Here is a 14,795-nt window from a genome sequence, read left to right on the forward strand (position 1 = left end):
ACAGTACCGATTGCAGACAAACGTTCTGCACGGTCAGCTCATGGGTGGAACGTTGATTAGTTGGCACGGTTTCTGAAACTCTCTGTAAGTACTGCTTCGGCGTGGAACACAGTGAAGTGGACGGGATCGTGCCTGGCACGTTGTTGGGTCCTGAAGGTACGGCCGTAAGGTCATGTCTTCAGTGCCGGCCCCAGTGAACTCGCCAGCTTGTCTGGTGGGGTGATGGGTGGCTGGTCGTTGTTTGAGAACTACACAGTGGACGCGAGCATCTGTGGCCAAGTTTTTAAGGGCGCACGGTGGATGCCTTGGCACCAGGAACCGATGAAGGACGTGAGAGGCCGCGATAGGCCCCGGGGAGCTGCCAACTGAGCTTTGATCCGGGGGTGTCCGAATGGGGAAACCCGGCAGTCGTCATGGGCTGTCACCCACTGCTGAACACATAGGCAGTGTGGAGGGAACGAGGGGAAGTGAAACATCTCAGTACCCTCAGGAAGAGAAAACAACCGTGATTCCGGGAGTAGTGGCGAGCGAAACCGGATGAGGCCAAACCGTATGCGTGTGATACCCGGCAGGGGTTGCGCATGCGGGGTTGTGGGAATTCTTTTGATCGGTCTGCCGGCCGGTCGGCGAGTCAGAAACCGTTGATGTAGTCGAAGGACATGCGAAAGGTCCGGCGTAGAGGGTAAGACCCCCGTAGACGAAACATCAGCGGCTTGCTTAAGAATCTCCCAAGTAGCACGGGGCCCGAGAAATCCCGTGTGAATCTGGCGGGACCACCCGCTAAGCCTAAATATTCCCTGGTGACCGATAGCGGATAGTACCGTGAGGGAATGGTGAAAAGTACCGCGGGAGCGGAGTGAAATAGTACCTGAAACCGTGTGCCTACAAGCCGTGGGAGCGTCGCCGTTGTTCTTCGGAACAACGGTCGTGACTGCGTGCCTTTTGAAGAATGAGCCTGCGAGTTAGCGGTGTGTAGCGAGGTTAACCCGTGTGGGGAAGCCGTAGCGAAAGCGAGTCCGAATAGGGCGATTGAGTTGCACGCTCTAGACCCGAAGCGGAGTGATCTAGCCATGGGCAGGTTGAAGCGGAGGTAAGACTTCGTGGAGGACCGAACCCACCAGGGTTGAAAACCTGGGGGATGACCTGTGGTTAGGGGTGAAAGGCCAATCAAACTCCGTGATAGCTGGTTCTCCCCGAAATGCATTTAGGTGCAGCGTCGTGTGTTTCTTGCCGGAGGTAGAGCACTGGATAGGCGATGGGCCCTACCGGGTTACTGACCTTAGCCAAACTCCGAATGCCGGTAAGTGAGAGCACGGCAGTGAGACTGTGGGGGATAAGCTCCATGGTCGAGAGGGAAACAGCCCAGAGCATCGACTAAGGCCCCTAAGCGTACGCTAAGTGGGAAAGGATGTGGAGTCGCAGAGACAACCAGGAGGTTGGCTTAGAAGCAGCCACCCTTGAAAGAGTGCGTAATAGCTCACTGGTCAAGTGATTCCGCGCCGACAATGTAGCGGGGCTCAAGCGTACCGCCGAAGTCGTGTCATTGCAGCAATAGGGCCAACGCCCGCTGTGATGGGTAGGGGAGCGTCGTGTGCCGGGTGAAGCAGCAGCGGAAGCTAGTTGTGGACGGTTCACGAGTGAGAATGCAGGCATGAGTAGCGATACACACGTGAGAAACGTGTGCGCCGATTGACTAAGGGTTCCTGGGTCAAGCTGATCTGCCCAGGGTAAGTCGGGACCTAAGGCGAGGCCGACAGGCGTAGTCGATGGACAACCGGTTGATATTCCGGTACCCGCTTTGAAACGCCCAATATCGAATCAGGCGATGCTAAGTCCGTGAAGCCGTTCCGGACCCTTCGGGGAAAGGAAAGTGGTGGAGCCGACGAACCAGACTTGTAGTAGGTAAGCGATGGGGTGACGCAGGAAGGTAGTCCAGCCCGGGCGGTGGTAGTCCCGGGGTAAGGGTGTAGGCCGAGGGGTAGGCAAATCCGTCCCTCATTAAGGCTGAGACCTGATGCCGAGCCGATTGTGGTGAAGTGGATGATCCTATGCTGTCGAGAAAAGCCTCTAGCGAGTTTCATGGCGGCCCGTACCCTAAACCGACTCAGGTGGTCAGGTAGAGAATACCGAGGCGTTCGGGTGAACTATGGTTAAGGAACTCGGCAAAATGCCCCCGTAACTTCGGGAGAAGGGGGGCCATCACTGGTGATCGGACTTGCTCCGTGAGCTGGGGGTGGCCGCAGAGACCAGCGAGAAGCGACTGTTTACTAAAAACACAGGTCCGTGCGAAGCCGTAAGGCGATGTATACGGACTGACGCCTGCCCGGTGCTGGAACGTTAAGGGGACCGGTTAGTGACCTTTCGGGGTTGCGAAGCTGAGAACTTAAGCGCCAGTAAACGGCGGTGGTAACTATAACCATCCTAAGGTAGCGAAATTCCTTGTCGGGTAAGTTCCGACCTGCACGAATGGCGTAACGACTTCTCGACTGTCTCAACCATAGGCCCGGTGAAATTGCACTACGAGTAAAGATGCTCGTTTCGCGCAGCAGGACGGAAAGACCCCGGGACCTTTACTACAGTTTGATATTGGTGTTCGGTTCGGCTTGTGTAGGATAGGTGGGAGACTTTGAAGCAGCCACGCCAGTGGTTGTGGAGTCGCCGTTGAAATACCACTCTGGTCGTGCTGGATGTCTAACCTCGGTCCGTGATCCGGATCAGGGACAGTGTCTGATGGGTAGTTTAACTGGGGCGGTTGCCTCCCAAAGGGTAACGGAGGCGCCCAAAGGTTCCCTCAGCCTGGTTGGCAATCAGGTGTTGAGTGTAAGTGCACAAGGGAGCTTGACTGTGAGACCGACGGGTCGAGCAGGGACGAAAGTCGGGACTAGTGATCCGGCGGTGGCTTGTGGAAGCGCCGTCGCTCAACGGATAAAAGGTACCCCGGGGATAACAGGCTGATCTTCCCCAAGAGTCCATATCGACGGGATGGTTTGGCACCTCGATGTCGGCTCGTCGCATCCTGGGGCTGGAGTCGGTCCCAAGGGTTGGGCTGTTCGCCCATTAAAGCGGTACGCGAGCTGGGTTTAGAACGTCGTGAGACAGTTCGGTCCCTATCCGCTGTGCGCGTAGGAATATTGAGAAGGGCTGTCCCTAGTACGAGAGGACCGGGACGGACGAACCTCTGGTGTGCCAGTTGTCCTGCCAAGGGCATGGCTGGTTGGCTACGTTCGGGAGGGATAACCGCTGAAAGCATCTAAGCGGGAAGCCTGCTTCAAGATGAGTATTCCCACCTCCTTGAGAGGGTAAGGCTCCCAGTAGACGACTGGGTTGATAGGCCAGATGTGGAAGCCCGGTAACGGGTGAAGCTGACTGGTACTAATAGGCCGAGGGCTTGTCCTCAGTTGCTCGCGTCCACTGTGTTAGTTCTGAAATAACGAACAGCTGTGTCCATGCCAGCGTGTTCAAATTTCATAGTGTTTCGGTGGTCATAGCGTTAGGGAAACGCCCGGTTACATTCCGAACCCGGAAGCTAAGCCTTTCAGCGCCGATGGTACTGCAGGGGGGACCCTGTGGGAGAGTAGGACGCCGCCGAACAATCATTGTGGGAAAGCCCCGCACCTTATGGTGCGGGGCTTTTCTGCGTTCACGGTCGGAATGCGGAGCCGGAAACCGGATGAGCCGGCTGCGGCCCCGTGATTAAGATCCCGAGCATGAGCGATGACTACGTGATCAGGGCTGTACGGGGCGACGAGTGGGAGAAGGTCAAGGAGCTGCGATTGGTGGCGCTCCGCGATCCGGCTGCGGCCGTGGCCTTTCTGGAGACCGAGGAAGGTGCCCTGGCGCAGGCCGATGAGTTCTGGCAGCAGCGTGCCGCGGGTGCCGCCGAAGGGCGGGGTGCCCGGCAGTTCGTCGCCGAGGCCGGTGACGGGCGGTGGGTCGGGTCCGTGACCCTGCTCATCGAGGCGCAGGGCGGCACCGACTACTTCGGTGAGGCCATCGAGCAGCAGCAAGGCCACATGGTCGGGGTGTTCGTACGGCCCGAGCAGCGGGGAAGCGGGCTCGTGGAGAGGCTGTTCGACGCCGCGCTGGACTGGGCCTGGTCGCTGGAGGAGCCGGCGACTGAGCGGGTGCGGCTGTTCGTGCACGAGGACAACCAGCGGGCGGAGAGCTTCTACCGGCGCTACGGGTTCGAGGCCAGCGGACTGCTGATACCGCTGGAGACGGGTGCCAAGGAGCGGGAGTACGTCTACTCGCGGCCGGCTGAGCCCGCTGCGTCCGTCTGAGGACGGAGGAGGACACTCCGGTCGAGGAGCGGTTCCTGTCGGTCGAGTGCCGTTGCCGATGAGACCGCTCTGACGGCTTTCGGCCAGCCGGTGTCCCTCTAGGGGAGGGCGGCGTCCGGCCAGCGGGAGCGGGCCTGGTCGCGGCTGCGGCACTGGGCGAGCAGGGGGAGCGTTCCCTCGGCCAGGAGTTCTGGGAGCTGGGGGATCGGGGCCACGGCGGCGACGTCGTCCAGCACCAGGGACAGTGGTGGGTCGAGCCGACCGTGGGATGACCGTGCGGCCATGCGGCGGCCGTGCTCGACCACGTGAGAGGCGAGTGCGGTGAGCAGGGGCATCGCACCCGGGTGGGTGCGGGGATCCTCCAGAGCTTCACCCACCAAGTAAAGGGTTCCCCCTTCGGCGACGAATGATGCCAAGGCGAGGGCATCGGCCCGGTTGGGATTGCAGGCCTCGCGGATGTGGATCGAGGTCAGGCAGGAGAGGGCACGGGCCGTCAGGTTCTGGGCGAGCTCACGGCGTTCGGGGTGGGCGGTGAGGGCGCTCTCCAGCTCGCCGGCCGCACCGGGGGCGGCCTGCGGGTGGGTGCGCAGGACGCGGACCGGGTCCTGGGCGCTGTTGCCCTGGGCCCAGCGGTGGAGCAGCTTGAACGGGCGGTCGTCCAGGGCGGCCGCCTGGAGCCAGCTGCGCAGGAGGGTTTCCGCGGTGTCGGCCACCGCGGCGTCCATGCGGGCCTGGGGGCGTACGGGGGCCAGCAGGGCGATCGCGCGTGCGGCGGCGGTGTCGCGGTCGGCGCAGCCCTCGGCCGGGTTCCAGTGCATGCGGGCCGGGGTGTCGCACAGGTGGGAAGGGTCGTAGAGGAGGACCGGGCCGAGCTTGGCGCGGGCGTCCTTGGTCTCGGCCCAGAGGGTGGGCGAGGAGGTCACGATGAGGGCTGAGCCCTCGGTCTCCCGGATGCGGTGGGTGGCGGCGTGGAGGCGGTCGTTGGGGCCGGCGTAGGCGAGGCCGTCGGCCGGCGCCTGCGGGACGGGGGCTGCCGTTGCCGTCGCCGTTGCCGTGGTCGCCGCCGCCGCCGTTGGCTGGGGCGCGTAGCCGAAGCCGTAGCGGTAGGCCTCGTCGGAGGGTGCGGCGCCGTGGCCGGGGGCGCTGCCCCCGGACCCCCGCGCCTCAAACGCCGGCGAGGCTGAAAGATCGGGGCTCCGCCCCGGGCCCCGCGCCTCAAACGCCGGCGAGGCTGGCTGTGCCGGCTGGGCTGGCTGTGACGCCGGGGCTGGGGTGGGTTGCGCGGGTGGGGTGGCCGGTTCGGGTTCGGTGTGGTGTTTGGCCAGGGCGCGGCGGGACTTGGTGCGGGCGATGACGCCGATGGCGAAGACGGTGAGTACGAACATCACCAGGAGCTGGCTGACGAACAGGCCCCAGAACAGGCCCCAGCCCGACAGGGCCGCCGGGTCGGTGTCCGGCCAGGCGGCGGGGATGTCGTGCGGCTGCGCTATCAGGGCGCGGACGGCCCCCGGGGTCCGGGTGAAGGTGACCGTGTCGGGCCAGGTGCCGTTCGCGAAGACGGCGGCGAGGCCGGTGGCCGACCAGACGAGGACGGCGAGGCCGAGGAGGAAGGCCAGGAGGCCGACCAGCAGGCCGTCCGGGATGCCGCCGCCGCGCGCGGCGGGCTCCGTACGTCTTGCGTCGTGCATGGTCAGGCCACCGTGGTCGCGGAACCGGGGCCGCCACGGCGGCGTTCGATGGACAGGGCCCGTTCCTCCGCCTCCAGTTCGGCGGCGAGCATGTCGGCGGGGAGGCGGGCGGGGGCGGACGACTCGGTCATGGCGCGGTCCGTGAAGACGAGGGGGCGTTCGGCTTCGGTGATCAGGTGTTTGACCACCTGGACGTTGCCGTTGACGTCCCAGACGGCGATGCCGGGCGTGAGGGTGGGGATGATTTCCACCGCCCAGCGGGGCAGGCCCAGGACCCGGCCCGTGGCTCGGGCCTCGTCCGCCTTCTGGGCGTAGATCGTTCTGGTCGAGGCCATCTTGAGGATGGCTGCGGCCTCGCGGGCCGCCGCTCCGTCGACGACGTCGGAGAGGTGGTGGACGACGGCGACGAAGGACAGGCCGAGGCGGCGGCCGAACTTCAGCAGGCGCTGGAACAGCTGCGCCACGAACGGGCTGTTGATGATGTGCCAGGCCTCCTCGACCAGGAAGATGCGCTTCTTCCGGTCGGGGCGGATCCAGGTGTGCTCCAGCCAGACGCCGACGATCGCCATGAGGATCGGCATCGCGATGGAGTTGCGGTCGATGTGGGAGAGGTCGAAGACGATCAGGGGGGCGTCGAGGTCGATGCCGACGGTGGTGGGGCCGTCGAACATGCCGCGCAGGTCGCCGTCGACGAGGCGGTCGATGACGAGCGCGACGTCGAGGCCCCAGGCCCGGACATCGTCTATGTCGACGTTCATCGCGTGCGCGGATTCAGCCTCGGGGTGGCGCAGTTGCTCGACGATGTCGGTGAGGACGGGCTGGCGGTCGCGGATGGTGTCGACGACGTAGGCGTGGGCGACCTTGAGGGCGAAGCCGGCGCGTTCGTCGAGGCCGTGGCCCATGGCGACTTCGATGATGGTCCGGAGCAGCGCGAGCTGTCCGGTCGCGGTGATGGCCGGGTCGAGGGGGTTGAGGCGGATCCCGTCGTCGTTGGCGGCGATGGGGTCCAGGCGGATGGGGGTTATCCCCAGCTGCTGGGCGATCAGGTTCCACTCGCCGACGCCGTCCTCGCCCTGGGCGTCGAGGACGACGACCTGGCGGTCCTTGAAGCGGAGCTGGCGCAGGACGTAGGTCTTCTCCAGGGCTGATTTTCCGTTTCCGGATTCGCCGAGGACCAGCCAGTGGGGGGCCGGGAGCTGTTGGCCGTACAGCTGGAAGGGGTCGTAGATGTAGCCCTTGCCGCTGTAGACCTCGCGGCCGATGATGACGCCGGAGTCGCCGAGTCCGGGGGCGGCGGTGGGCAGGTAGACGGCTTGCGCCTGCCCGGTGGAGGTGCGGACGGGCAGGCGCGTGGTTTCGACTTTGCCGAAGAGGAAGCTGGTGAAGGCGTCCGTCAGGGCGGACATGGGATCTCGCATGGGCGGCACTTCCCTCCAGCTAGCGTCGGATGCCGGTGGCGAACGGCAAGGTGTTGACGAAGGCACGGTGGTGCTCGCGGTCGCACCATTCCAGCTTCAGGTAGGACTTGCCGGCGGAGGCGCGGATCGTCCGCTTGTCGCGGGCGAGGGCCTCCGGCGAACGCGAGGACACCGTGATGTACCCGACGAGGTTGACTCCGGCAGCGCCGCTGGCGAGATCTTCACCTCTTTGGTCGAGCCGGCCGTGGGCGGCGATGTCGCGGGGGTCGACGGTGCGGTTCATCTTGGCGGCGCGGGAGGCGTCGGCCTCGTCGTTGGTCTTCTCGGTGAGCATGCGCTCGATGGCGACCTCGGTGGGCTCCAGGTCCATGGTGACGGCGACCGTACGGATCACGTCGGGGGTGTGGACGAGCAGCGGGGCGAGGAAGTTCACGCCGACGGGGGTCATGGGCCATTCCTTGACCCAGGCGGTGGCGTGGCACCAGGGGGCGCGGGTGGAGGACTCGCGGGTCTTGGCCTGGAGGAAGGTGGGTTCCACGGCGTCGAGCTCGGCGGGCCAGGCGTTGCGCTTGGTCATGGCCTGGATGTGGTCGATGGGGTGGTCCGGGTCGTACATGGAGTGCACGAGGGAGGAGAGACGGCCCTGGCCGAGGGGCTGGCGGACGCGGATGTCGGCCTCGGCGAGGCGGGCGCAGATGTCGGTGAGCTCGCGGGCCATGACGATGGCGAGGCCGGCGTCGCGGTCGAGCTTGCGGCCCTTGTGGGGGGTGCCGGCGCGGGCGATGGCGTTGGCCTCGGCGGCGAGTTCGCGCGTGTAGTGCATGCAGGCGACGAGGTAGGCGCGGTGCTGCTCGGAGGAGGTGGACACCATCGACTGGAGCTGGTCGTAGGAGTCGCGGAGCCAGCCGGGGGCCTGGGTGTCGCCGCGCTGGGCGACGTCCTTGGCGTGTGCGTCGGGGTCGGCGGGGAGGGTGCGGGCGAGCATCTGGAGGCGGGTGACGAAGCCGTCGCCGTTGGCCACGTGCTTGAGGAGGGTGCCGAAGCGGTCGACGAGGGCTTCCTGGTCCTCGCTGTCGCGCAGGCCGACGCCGGGGCCCTCGATCTCGATGGCGGCGGTGACGGTGCGGCGGTCCGCGTGGAGGAGGACGGCGATCTCGTCGGGGCCGAAGGGGGCGGCGAGCCAGTTGATGCGGCCGATGCCGGGGGGCGGGCCGACCTCGACCTCGCGGCCGTCGGAGCCGCGGATGCCGGCTTCCATGGCGCCGGAGCGGTAGGTGGTGCCGCGGCGCAGGGTGCGCTTGTAGCTGCGGCTGATCTCGAACCAGCGGTAGAAGGTCCTGCCCTTGTACGGGACGTAGACGGCGGCGAGCGCGATCATGGGGAAGCCGGCGAGGCTGACGATGCGCAGGGTGAGGTCGGGGACGAGCAGTCCGCTCATCATGCCGAAGAACGCCCCGGCGATGATCAGGGCGATCTCGCCGGTCTCGCGGTTCTTGCCGACGATCGCGTTGGGCCGGGCGCGGCCGATGAGATACGTGCGGCGGGGCGCGACCGGGTGCAGCTGGTGGGACTGGGTCGTCAACGCCCGTCACCTCCTGTGTTCCTCGTACTCGAACTCGTGCGGGGCGGGGGTGCGGCGGAGGGGACAGATCCGCCGCCGGCCCCGCCGCCGGAGGTGGGTCGGCTGCTGTGGGCGGCCACGCCTCCGGAGATGGGGTTGGCGGGGCGGGGCGCGTTGTTGCCGCCGCTGCCGCCGTCGCCGCGGTGGGCGCCGCGGCTGCTGTGGGTCTTGATGCCCTGCGAGACGAGGGAGGCCGGGGAGCTGATGACGGCGGCCGCCTGGGCGCCGTCGGTGGCCTTGCTGCGGTTGGAGCGGGCGGAGGCGATCTCGTCGCCGAAGCCGGGGACGAAGCGGTAGATCATGGCGGAGGCGAAGATCGCCAGGAGGATGATCGCGAGGCCGGTGACGACGGCGGAGAAGGCGTTGGGGCCCTTCTCGCCGGTCAGGGCGCCCGCGAGGCCGAGGACGATGACGATGACCGGCTTCACGAGGATGACGGCGATCATGATGCCGGCCCAGCGGCGGACGTGGCCCCAGAGGTTGCGGTCGACGAGCCCGGAGTACACGACGACGCCGAGGAGGGCGCCGACGTAGAGGAGGGCGGCCCGGATGAACAGCTCCAGGTAGAGCACGCCGGCGGCGAGGACGGTGACGAGCGCGACGACGATCAGCATGATCGGGCCGCCGCCGATGTCGTCGCCCTTCTTGAGGGCTTCGGAGAACGAGCCGAAGAAGACGTCGGTCTGGCCGCCGGTGGCGGAGGCGATGACGGCGGTGACGCCGTCGGTGGCGGAGACGACGGTGTAGAGGATCAGGGGGGTGAAGGCGGAGGCGAGGACGGTGAGCCAGAGGAAGCCGATGGCTTCGGACATGGCGGTGGTGAGGGGGACGCCGCGGACGGCTCGCTTGGCGACGGCGAAGAGCCAGAGGACGAGGGTGAGGATGGTGGAGGCGGCGAAGACGACGGAGTACTGCTTGAGGAAGGCGGGGTTGGTGAAGTCGACCTCGGCCGAGCCCTTCACCGCTTCGCTGAGCTTGCCGACGATCCAGGAGGCGGCGTCGGCGCAGCCGCGGGCGAGGGAGGCGAGGGGGTTGAGGGCGTCGGTGGGGTCGGTGGGGGCGAGACCGGGGCCTCCGCCGGTTCCGCCGTTGCCGCGTTCGCAGTATTCCTTGGCCGGGCCCCGGATCAGGTCGCAGGGGTTGTTGGGCGTCGCCGCGGGAGTCGGTGTGGGTGCAGGTGTGGGTGCGGCCACCGCGGGCGTGGCCAGGAGGGCAACGGTGGTCTGCACGGCGGCGAGGACGGCCGCGAAGGACAGGATGCGACGGCTAGCGTGCATAGGTGAGCCCCCCGAACTGCGATACGGCGGCGGCCATCTCTTCGGCGGTGGCGGCACGCTGGTCCTGGCCCACGGGAGCGGGACCGTCCTTCTGCGAGAAGTCGGCGATGCGCCAGTCGCCGTCGATCCAGCGCAACTCGAACGTGCTCGTGTACCAGCTCTCGGTGACCGGGTTCTTCGAGCCCTCGCCTGCGAGGCCGAAGAGGGTCGAGTGCCAGACCGACACGGACGCGGCGTCCGCGCTGTACTTCTCGACCTTGGTCCCCACCGGATTCGTCCGGGAGATGAAGGTCAGCCCCTTCGGTGCCTTGCCGGCGGCATCGAGGCCGATTCGCGCCAGGAACTCCGCATCGGTGTAGACGCTGTCCAGGCCCGTCTGTCGCGCGGCGGCGACGTCCGGAGCGTATACGGCCTGGACGATGGCTCCTCTTCGAGCCGTGCTGAACATGCCGTCCGAGCCGAGCGCCGCCGCGTAGTTGGCGGCGGCCGACTGTGCGCCCTGTTCGTCGTGGGCGAAGCCCTTGGGGATGGCTGCGGATTTGCCCGTCACCGGGTTCGTGCCCGTGGCCGCCGTGGAGGAGTCCGTCGGGGGTTTGTCCGAGGCGGGGTCCGAGGGGGTTTCCGGGGCGGAGTTGGCGAAGGCGATGGCCGCGATCAGGAGGACCACCACGCCGACCACGGTGATCAGGCTGCGGGAGGTGCGCGGGGTGCGGCGGGAGGGGCCGAACGGGTCGGCCGGGGAGTCCGGGAGGCGGGTGCGGGTCTGGCCGGTGCCGCCGACCTCGCCGCCGTAGCCGCCGGCGCCGCCGTACTGGTCGTCGTTGCTCATTCGGTGTCCGCCCCCTCCGCGTCGTACGACGGTAGCGCTGGTTCCCGCGTGGATGTGGTGTGGTGATGCGTCATCGGCTACGGGGCCCGGCGCACGGCCCGGCTAGACGGCCATCCCGTAGACGATGGTGAACAGCGTCCCGAGGGAGCCGATGATGAAGACTCCGGTCAGCCCGGCCACGATCAGGCCCTTGCCCTGTTCCGCGCTGAACGTGTCGCGCAGGGCGGTCGCGCCGATGCGCTGTTTGGCCGCCCCCCAGATGGCGATGCCCAGGCAGAGCAGGATGGCGACGGCCATGACCACCTCGATCATGACCTTCGCTTCGTTGCCGAGACTGCCGAAAGGCCCCCAGTTCGGGGCGATTCCGCCGATGATGGTGGTGATGTCGCCCTTTTCGGCTGCCAGGATCATGTAACTCACCGCCCCTGTATGGGTAGTTCCGGAAGCCCCTGCCCGACGGCAGGGGTTACGCACTATCTTCGCTGATGAAACCGCCGCCGTCGTCGACTTGACGGCTCTCTTTACCCGATCTCGCGGCCCGCGCTTCGCTTCCGCGCTCTGACCTGGGCAGCGGCGGGTGTGCGGGCGAGAACATGCGGTCACTCTGTGTATCACGAGGGGTGACGCCGGACACTGATTTGTCGACCCGGCGTTCGGAGGGTGGGGTCAGGGGCCGCCGTTCGGAGCAGTGGTGTGGCGTGTCGTTGGGCCGACCCGCCGACACGCGTCGGATGGTCCTTCGGTCGTTTCATCGGTGCGCGCGAGTGTGGCGGCCGAGTTGTCAGTGGGGTGCGGCAGGCTGGGGAGCATGACGACTCCATGGACTCTCGCGGACCTTGAGGCGGCCATCCGGGCGGGATGGTCGGCCGAGACCTGTGAGCCCTCCGACATTTCCCGCATTCCGTGGACCGCGGAGAATCCGGCCTGGGGGCACTGCGACATCACCGCGCTGGTGGTGCAGGACCTCGTGGGCGGGGACCTGATGCTGGGCGAGGTGTTCCACGAGGGCCGGCAGGAGGGCTACCACTGGTGGAACCTGATGCCCGGGGGCATCCGGATCGATCTGACGCGGGAGCAGTTCCGGCGGGGCGAGACGGTCACGCCGGGGCGGATCGTGAAGCGCCCGGCCGGGCGGCTGCGCAGGCGGTGGGAGGAGTACCAGCTGCTCCGGCAGCGGGTCATCGACAAACTGGGGCCGTTGCCGGGGGCGATGGTGACGCGGGACGGGCGGCGGCTCGCCTATACGGACTTCGGGGGGCCGGGTGCGCCGCTGCTGGCCCTGCACGGGCACTTCGACGAGGGGGCGGGGGCCTTCGAGCGCCTGGCCCGGGAGCTGGGTCCGGCGTGGCGGGTGATCGCCCTGGACCAGCGGGGGCACGGGAGGTCCGACCGGGCGGCGGAGTACACGCGGGACGGGTACGTGGCGGATGCGGAGGCCCTGCTGGAGCAGCTGGGGCTGGGGCCGGCGGTGGTGCTGGGGCATTCGCTCGGCGGGGTCAATGCCTACCAGCTCGCGGCGCGGCGGCCCGATCTGGTGCGGGCGGTGGTGGTCGAGGACATCGGGGCCGTGGTCGACGGCGACCTGTCGTACACGCGGGAGTGGCCGCGGCGGGCCGAGACCAGGGCCGGGTTCCTGGCGGGGGTGGGGAGTGCGGCGCCGTATCTGGAGCGGTCGCTGCAGGAGTATCCGGACGGGTGGGGGACCGTGTTCGAGGTGGAGGACATGGTGGAGTCCCAGCGGCGGCTGAACGGCGACCACTGGGACGACTGGCTGGAGGTGCGGCAGCCGACGCTGCTGGTGCGGGGGGACCGGAGCGGGGTGCTGTCGGCCGAGCACGCGCGGGAGATGACGGTGCGGAGGGCGGGGGTGCGGTTGGTGGAGTTGCCGGCGGGGCATGCGGTGCGGGTCGGGGACCCGGAGGGGTTCTTCGCTGCCGTGCGGGGGTTTTTGGCGCGGGTGTGAGTGCGGTGGGTTGGCGGCCGGGGGGTGCGGATCGGCCCGGGGCGGGTGCGGCGCCGTTGCCGGGGCTCCGCCCCAGACCCCGCGCCTCAAACGCCGGCGGGGCTGAAGAGGATCGCCTCAAACGCCGTCGGGGCTCTGAAAGATCGCCTCGGGTGGGTGCGTCAGGTCCAGTGGGTGGGGCGGGTGAGGGACGGGGGGATTCGGGTGGTGGGGTCGCCCTGGGCCGCGTTCAGCTGGGGCTGGGTGAGGAAGACGGCTTCGCGCAGGTCCGCGCCGCGGAGGTCGGTGTCGCGCAGGTCCGCGCCGATCAGGTCGGCCGTGCGGAGGTCGGCGCGGGTGAGGTCGGCGGCGATCAGGTAGGCACCGCGGAGGTTCGCGCCGCGGAGGTCGGCTCCGGAGAGGCGGGCGCCCATCAGGTCGGCTCCGCGGTGGTTCTTCTTGCGGCCCGGCACCTTCGCCCGAACGAGTTCGCTGGTCTTCAGGAGCAGGGTGTTGATCCGCTGCCGGAGCGGGCCGACGTCCAGGCCGGCCAGGGCCTGCGCGTCGGCGCGGGTCCACTCCTCGGTCTCCGCCAGGGCGCGGCGCAGGTCCGCGTGGACCGGGGCGGCGGCCGGCAGGGTCAGGGCCTCGCTGACGTAGAAGAGCAGCTCGTGGAGTTGCCGCAGTACCGGGAAGACCTCGAACATCTGGCGGGCCGTGCCGGGGTGGGTGCGCCAGTCGCGGCCGCCGAAGGTGACCTGGGAGGTCTGCTGTCCCGCGCCGAAGCAGTCGAAGACGGTGCAGCCCTGGAATCCGCTGTCGCGCAGCCGGGTGTGGATGCCGCAGCGGAAGTCCTGCTGGAGGTTGGCGCAGGGGGTCCCGGCGGGCTTGTTCACGGCGAAGTCGTTGGACTTGGCGAAGGGGAGGGCCACGCAGCAGAGCGCGAAGCAGTTCGCGCAGTCGGCCTGCAGGACGGGGAGCGGGGCGGGGGCGGGGGCGGCGGGGGTACTCGGCACGTCGTCCATTGTCGCCTGTCGGGCCGGTGCCCCCGGTTGTCCGGAGGGGCTTGATCCACGGGGCGGTGGCGGTGAGCATCCCCGTATGACAGAAGTGATCGCAGTCGCCGTCATCACCCTCCTCGCCGTGATCAGTCCCGGCGCCGATTTCGCCATGGTGGTCCGCAACAGCTACCTCTACGGGCGCCCCACCGGCCTGTTCGCCGCGGCCGGTGTCGCGGCCGGCGTGCTGGTCCACGTCTCCTACACGATGCTCGGGGTCGGTCTGCTGATCGCCTCCTCCACGGCGCTGTTCACCGTGATCAAGCTGGCGGGTGCGGCCTATCTGGTGTGGATCGGGATACGCACCTTCCGGGCGCGGGCCGAGGTGACCGTGGACCTGGAGTCGAAGCCGCAGCTGACCCGGCTGGGGGCCATGCGGTCGGGTTTCCTGACCAATGTCCTCAATCCGAAGACGACGCTGTTCGTGGTGTCGACCTTCACGCAGGTGGTGAACCCGGATACGCCGGTGTGGCAGCAGGCGGGCTACGGGCTGTTCATGTCGGCGGCGCACCTGGGCTGGTTCGGGGCGGTGGCGCTGTTCTTCTCCGTGCCGCGGCTGCGCGACCGGATGCTGAAGGCGCAGAAGGCGCTGAACCGGGCCATCGGGTCGGTGCTGGTGGGGCTGGGGGTGGGGCTGGGGTTCGCCCGCTGAGTCGGTCGCAGGGGTCTGGTGGCCGGGGTT

At 67.7% G+C, this 14,795-nt stretch carries 10 protein-coding genes and 2 rRNA genes; 5 read left to right on the top strand and 7 right to left on the bottom strand.

Annotated features, from left to right (window positions below):
* The first annotated feature begins 273 nt into the window (after positions 1-273).
* From Sspor_RS23495 to Sspor_RS23505, 3 genes are all read left to right on the top strand, one after another.
* Positions 274-3,396: ribosomal RNA gene (locus Sspor_RS23495) — 23S ribosomal RNA — on the top strand.
* Between the two features lie 78 nt (positions 3,397-3,474).
* Positions 3,475-3,591, top strand: a 5S ribosomal RNA gene (gene rrf / locus Sspor_RS23500).
* A gap of 116 nt (positions 3,592-3,707) precedes the next feature.
* Positions 3,708-4,280: a GNAT family N-acetyltransferase gene (locus tag Sspor_RS23505; protein ID WP_202200890.1), complete on the top strand. Its 573-nt coding sequence runs from the start codon at positions 3,708-3,710 to the stop codon at positions 4,278-4,280.
* A gap of 98 nt (positions 4,281-4,378) precedes the next feature.
* Here the strand turns inward: Sspor_RS23505 and Sspor_RS23510 are convergent, their stop codons facing one another.
* The 6 genes from Sspor_RS23510 to Sspor_RS23535 form a co-directional block, all read right to left on the bottom strand.
* Complete coding sequence (locus Sspor_RS23510; RefSeq protein WP_202200891.1) at positions 4,379-5,968, bottom strand: P-loop NTPase family protein; 1,590 nt, start codon at positions 5,966-5,968, stop codon at positions 4,379-4,381.
* Positions 5,969-5,970: 2 nt separating this feature from the next.
* Positions 5,971-7,386: an ATP-binding protein gene (locus tag Sspor_RS23515; RefSeq protein ID WP_202200892.1), complete on the bottom strand. Its 1,416-nt coding sequence runs from the start codon at positions 7,384-7,386 to the stop codon at positions 5,971-5,973.
* Positions 7,387-7,405: 19 nt separating this feature from the next.
* A complete protein-coding gene (locus Sspor_RS23520; RefSeq protein WP_150258076.1) occupies positions 7,406-8,968 on the bottom strand; it encodes an SCO6880 family protein in 1,563 nt (520 codons plus the stop codon).
* A complete protein-coding gene (locus tag Sspor_RS23525) occupies positions 8,965-10,284 on the bottom strand; it encodes a hypothetical protein (RefSeq protein ID WP_202200893.1) in 1,320 nt (439 codons plus the stop codon). Before Sspor_RS23525 ends, Sspor_RS23520 begins: the two co-directional genes overlap by 4 nt.
* Entirely contained in the window at positions 10,274-11,113 is an 840-nt protein-coding gene (locus Sspor_RS23530) for a hypothetical protein (protein ID WP_202200894.1), read from the bottom strand. The genes Sspor_RS23525 and Sspor_RS23530 overlap by 11 nt, the downstream gene beginning before the upstream one ends.
* A gap of 102 nt (positions 11,114-11,215) precedes the next feature.
* Positions 11,216-11,524: a DUF8827 family protein gene (locus Sspor_RS23535; protein WP_008742356.1), complete on the bottom strand. Its 309-nt coding sequence runs from the start codon at positions 11,522-11,524 to the stop codon at positions 11,216-11,218.
* Positions 11,525-11,921: 397 nt separating this feature from the next.
* On the opposite strand from Sspor_RS23535, the gene Sspor_RS23545 reads away from it, so the two are divergent.
* Positions 11,922-13,076 (top strand): alpha/beta fold hydrolase, encoded by a 1,155-nt coding sequence (locus Sspor_RS23545; protein WP_308445549.1) that lies wholly within the window; start codon positions 11,922-11,924, stop codon positions 13,074-13,076.
* A gap of 161 nt (positions 13,077-13,237) precedes the next feature.
* Here Sspor_RS23545 and Sspor_RS23550 read toward each other — a convergent pair whose 3' ends face one another.
* Entirely contained in the window at positions 13,238-14,080 is an 843-nt protein-coding gene (locus Sspor_RS23550) for a pentapeptide repeat-containing protein (RefSeq protein WP_202200895.1), read from the bottom strand.
* A 76-nt stretch (positions 14,081-14,156) separates the two neighbouring features.
* Between Sspor_RS23550 and Sspor_RS23555 the strand changes: the two genes are divergently transcribed.
* Positions 14,157-14,765: a LysE family translocator gene (locus Sspor_RS23555; protein ID WP_202200896.1), complete on the top strand. Its 609-nt coding sequence runs from the start codon at positions 14,157-14,159 to the stop codon at positions 14,763-14,765.
* Positions 14,766-14,795 lie beyond the last annotated feature (30 nt).

Source organism: Streptomyces spororaveus, assembly GCF_016755875.1.
Classification (GTDB): domain Bacteria; phylum Actinomycetota; class Actinomycetes; order Streptomycetales; family Streptomycetaceae; genus Streptomyces; species Streptomyces spororaveus.

Excerpts from the sequence above, each read along its gene's own strand:
- Sspor_RS23505 (WP_202200890.1), top strand. The coding sequence starts at position 3,708 with ATGAGCGATGACTACGTGATCAGGGCTGTACGGGGCGACGAGTGGGAG.
- Sspor_RS23510 (WP_202200891.1), bottom strand. The coding sequence starts at position 5,968 with ATGCACGACGCAAGACGTACGGAGCCCGCCGCGCGCGGCGGCGGCATC.
- Sspor_RS23515 (WP_202200892.1), bottom strand. The coding sequence starts at position 7,386 with ATGCGAGATCCCATGTCCGCCCTGACGGACGCCTTCACCAGCTTCCTC.
- Sspor_RS23525 (WP_202200893.1), bottom strand. The coding sequence starts at position 10,284 with ATGCACGCTAGCCGTCGCATCCTGTCCTTCGCGGCCGTCCTCGCCGCC.
- Sspor_RS23530 (WP_202200894.1), bottom strand. The coding sequence starts at position 11,113 with ATGAGCAACGACGACCAGTACGGCGGCGCCGGCGGCTACGGCGGCGAG.
- Sspor_RS23535 (WP_008742356.1), bottom strand. The coding sequence starts at position 11,524 with ATGATCCTGGCAGCCGAAAAGGGCGACATCACCACCATCATCGGCGGA.
- Sspor_RS23545 (WP_308445549.1), top strand. The coding sequence starts at position 11,922 with ATGACGACTCCATGGACTCTCGCGGACCTTGAGGCGGCCATCCGGGCG.
- Sspor_RS23550 (WP_202200895.1), bottom strand. The coding sequence starts at position 14,080 with ATGGACGACGTGCCGAGTACCCCCGCCGCCCCCGCCCCCGCCCCGCTC.
- Sspor_RS23555 (WP_202200896.1), top strand. The coding sequence starts at position 14,157 with ATGACAGAAGTGATCGCAGTCGCCGTCATCACCCTCCTCGCCGTGATC.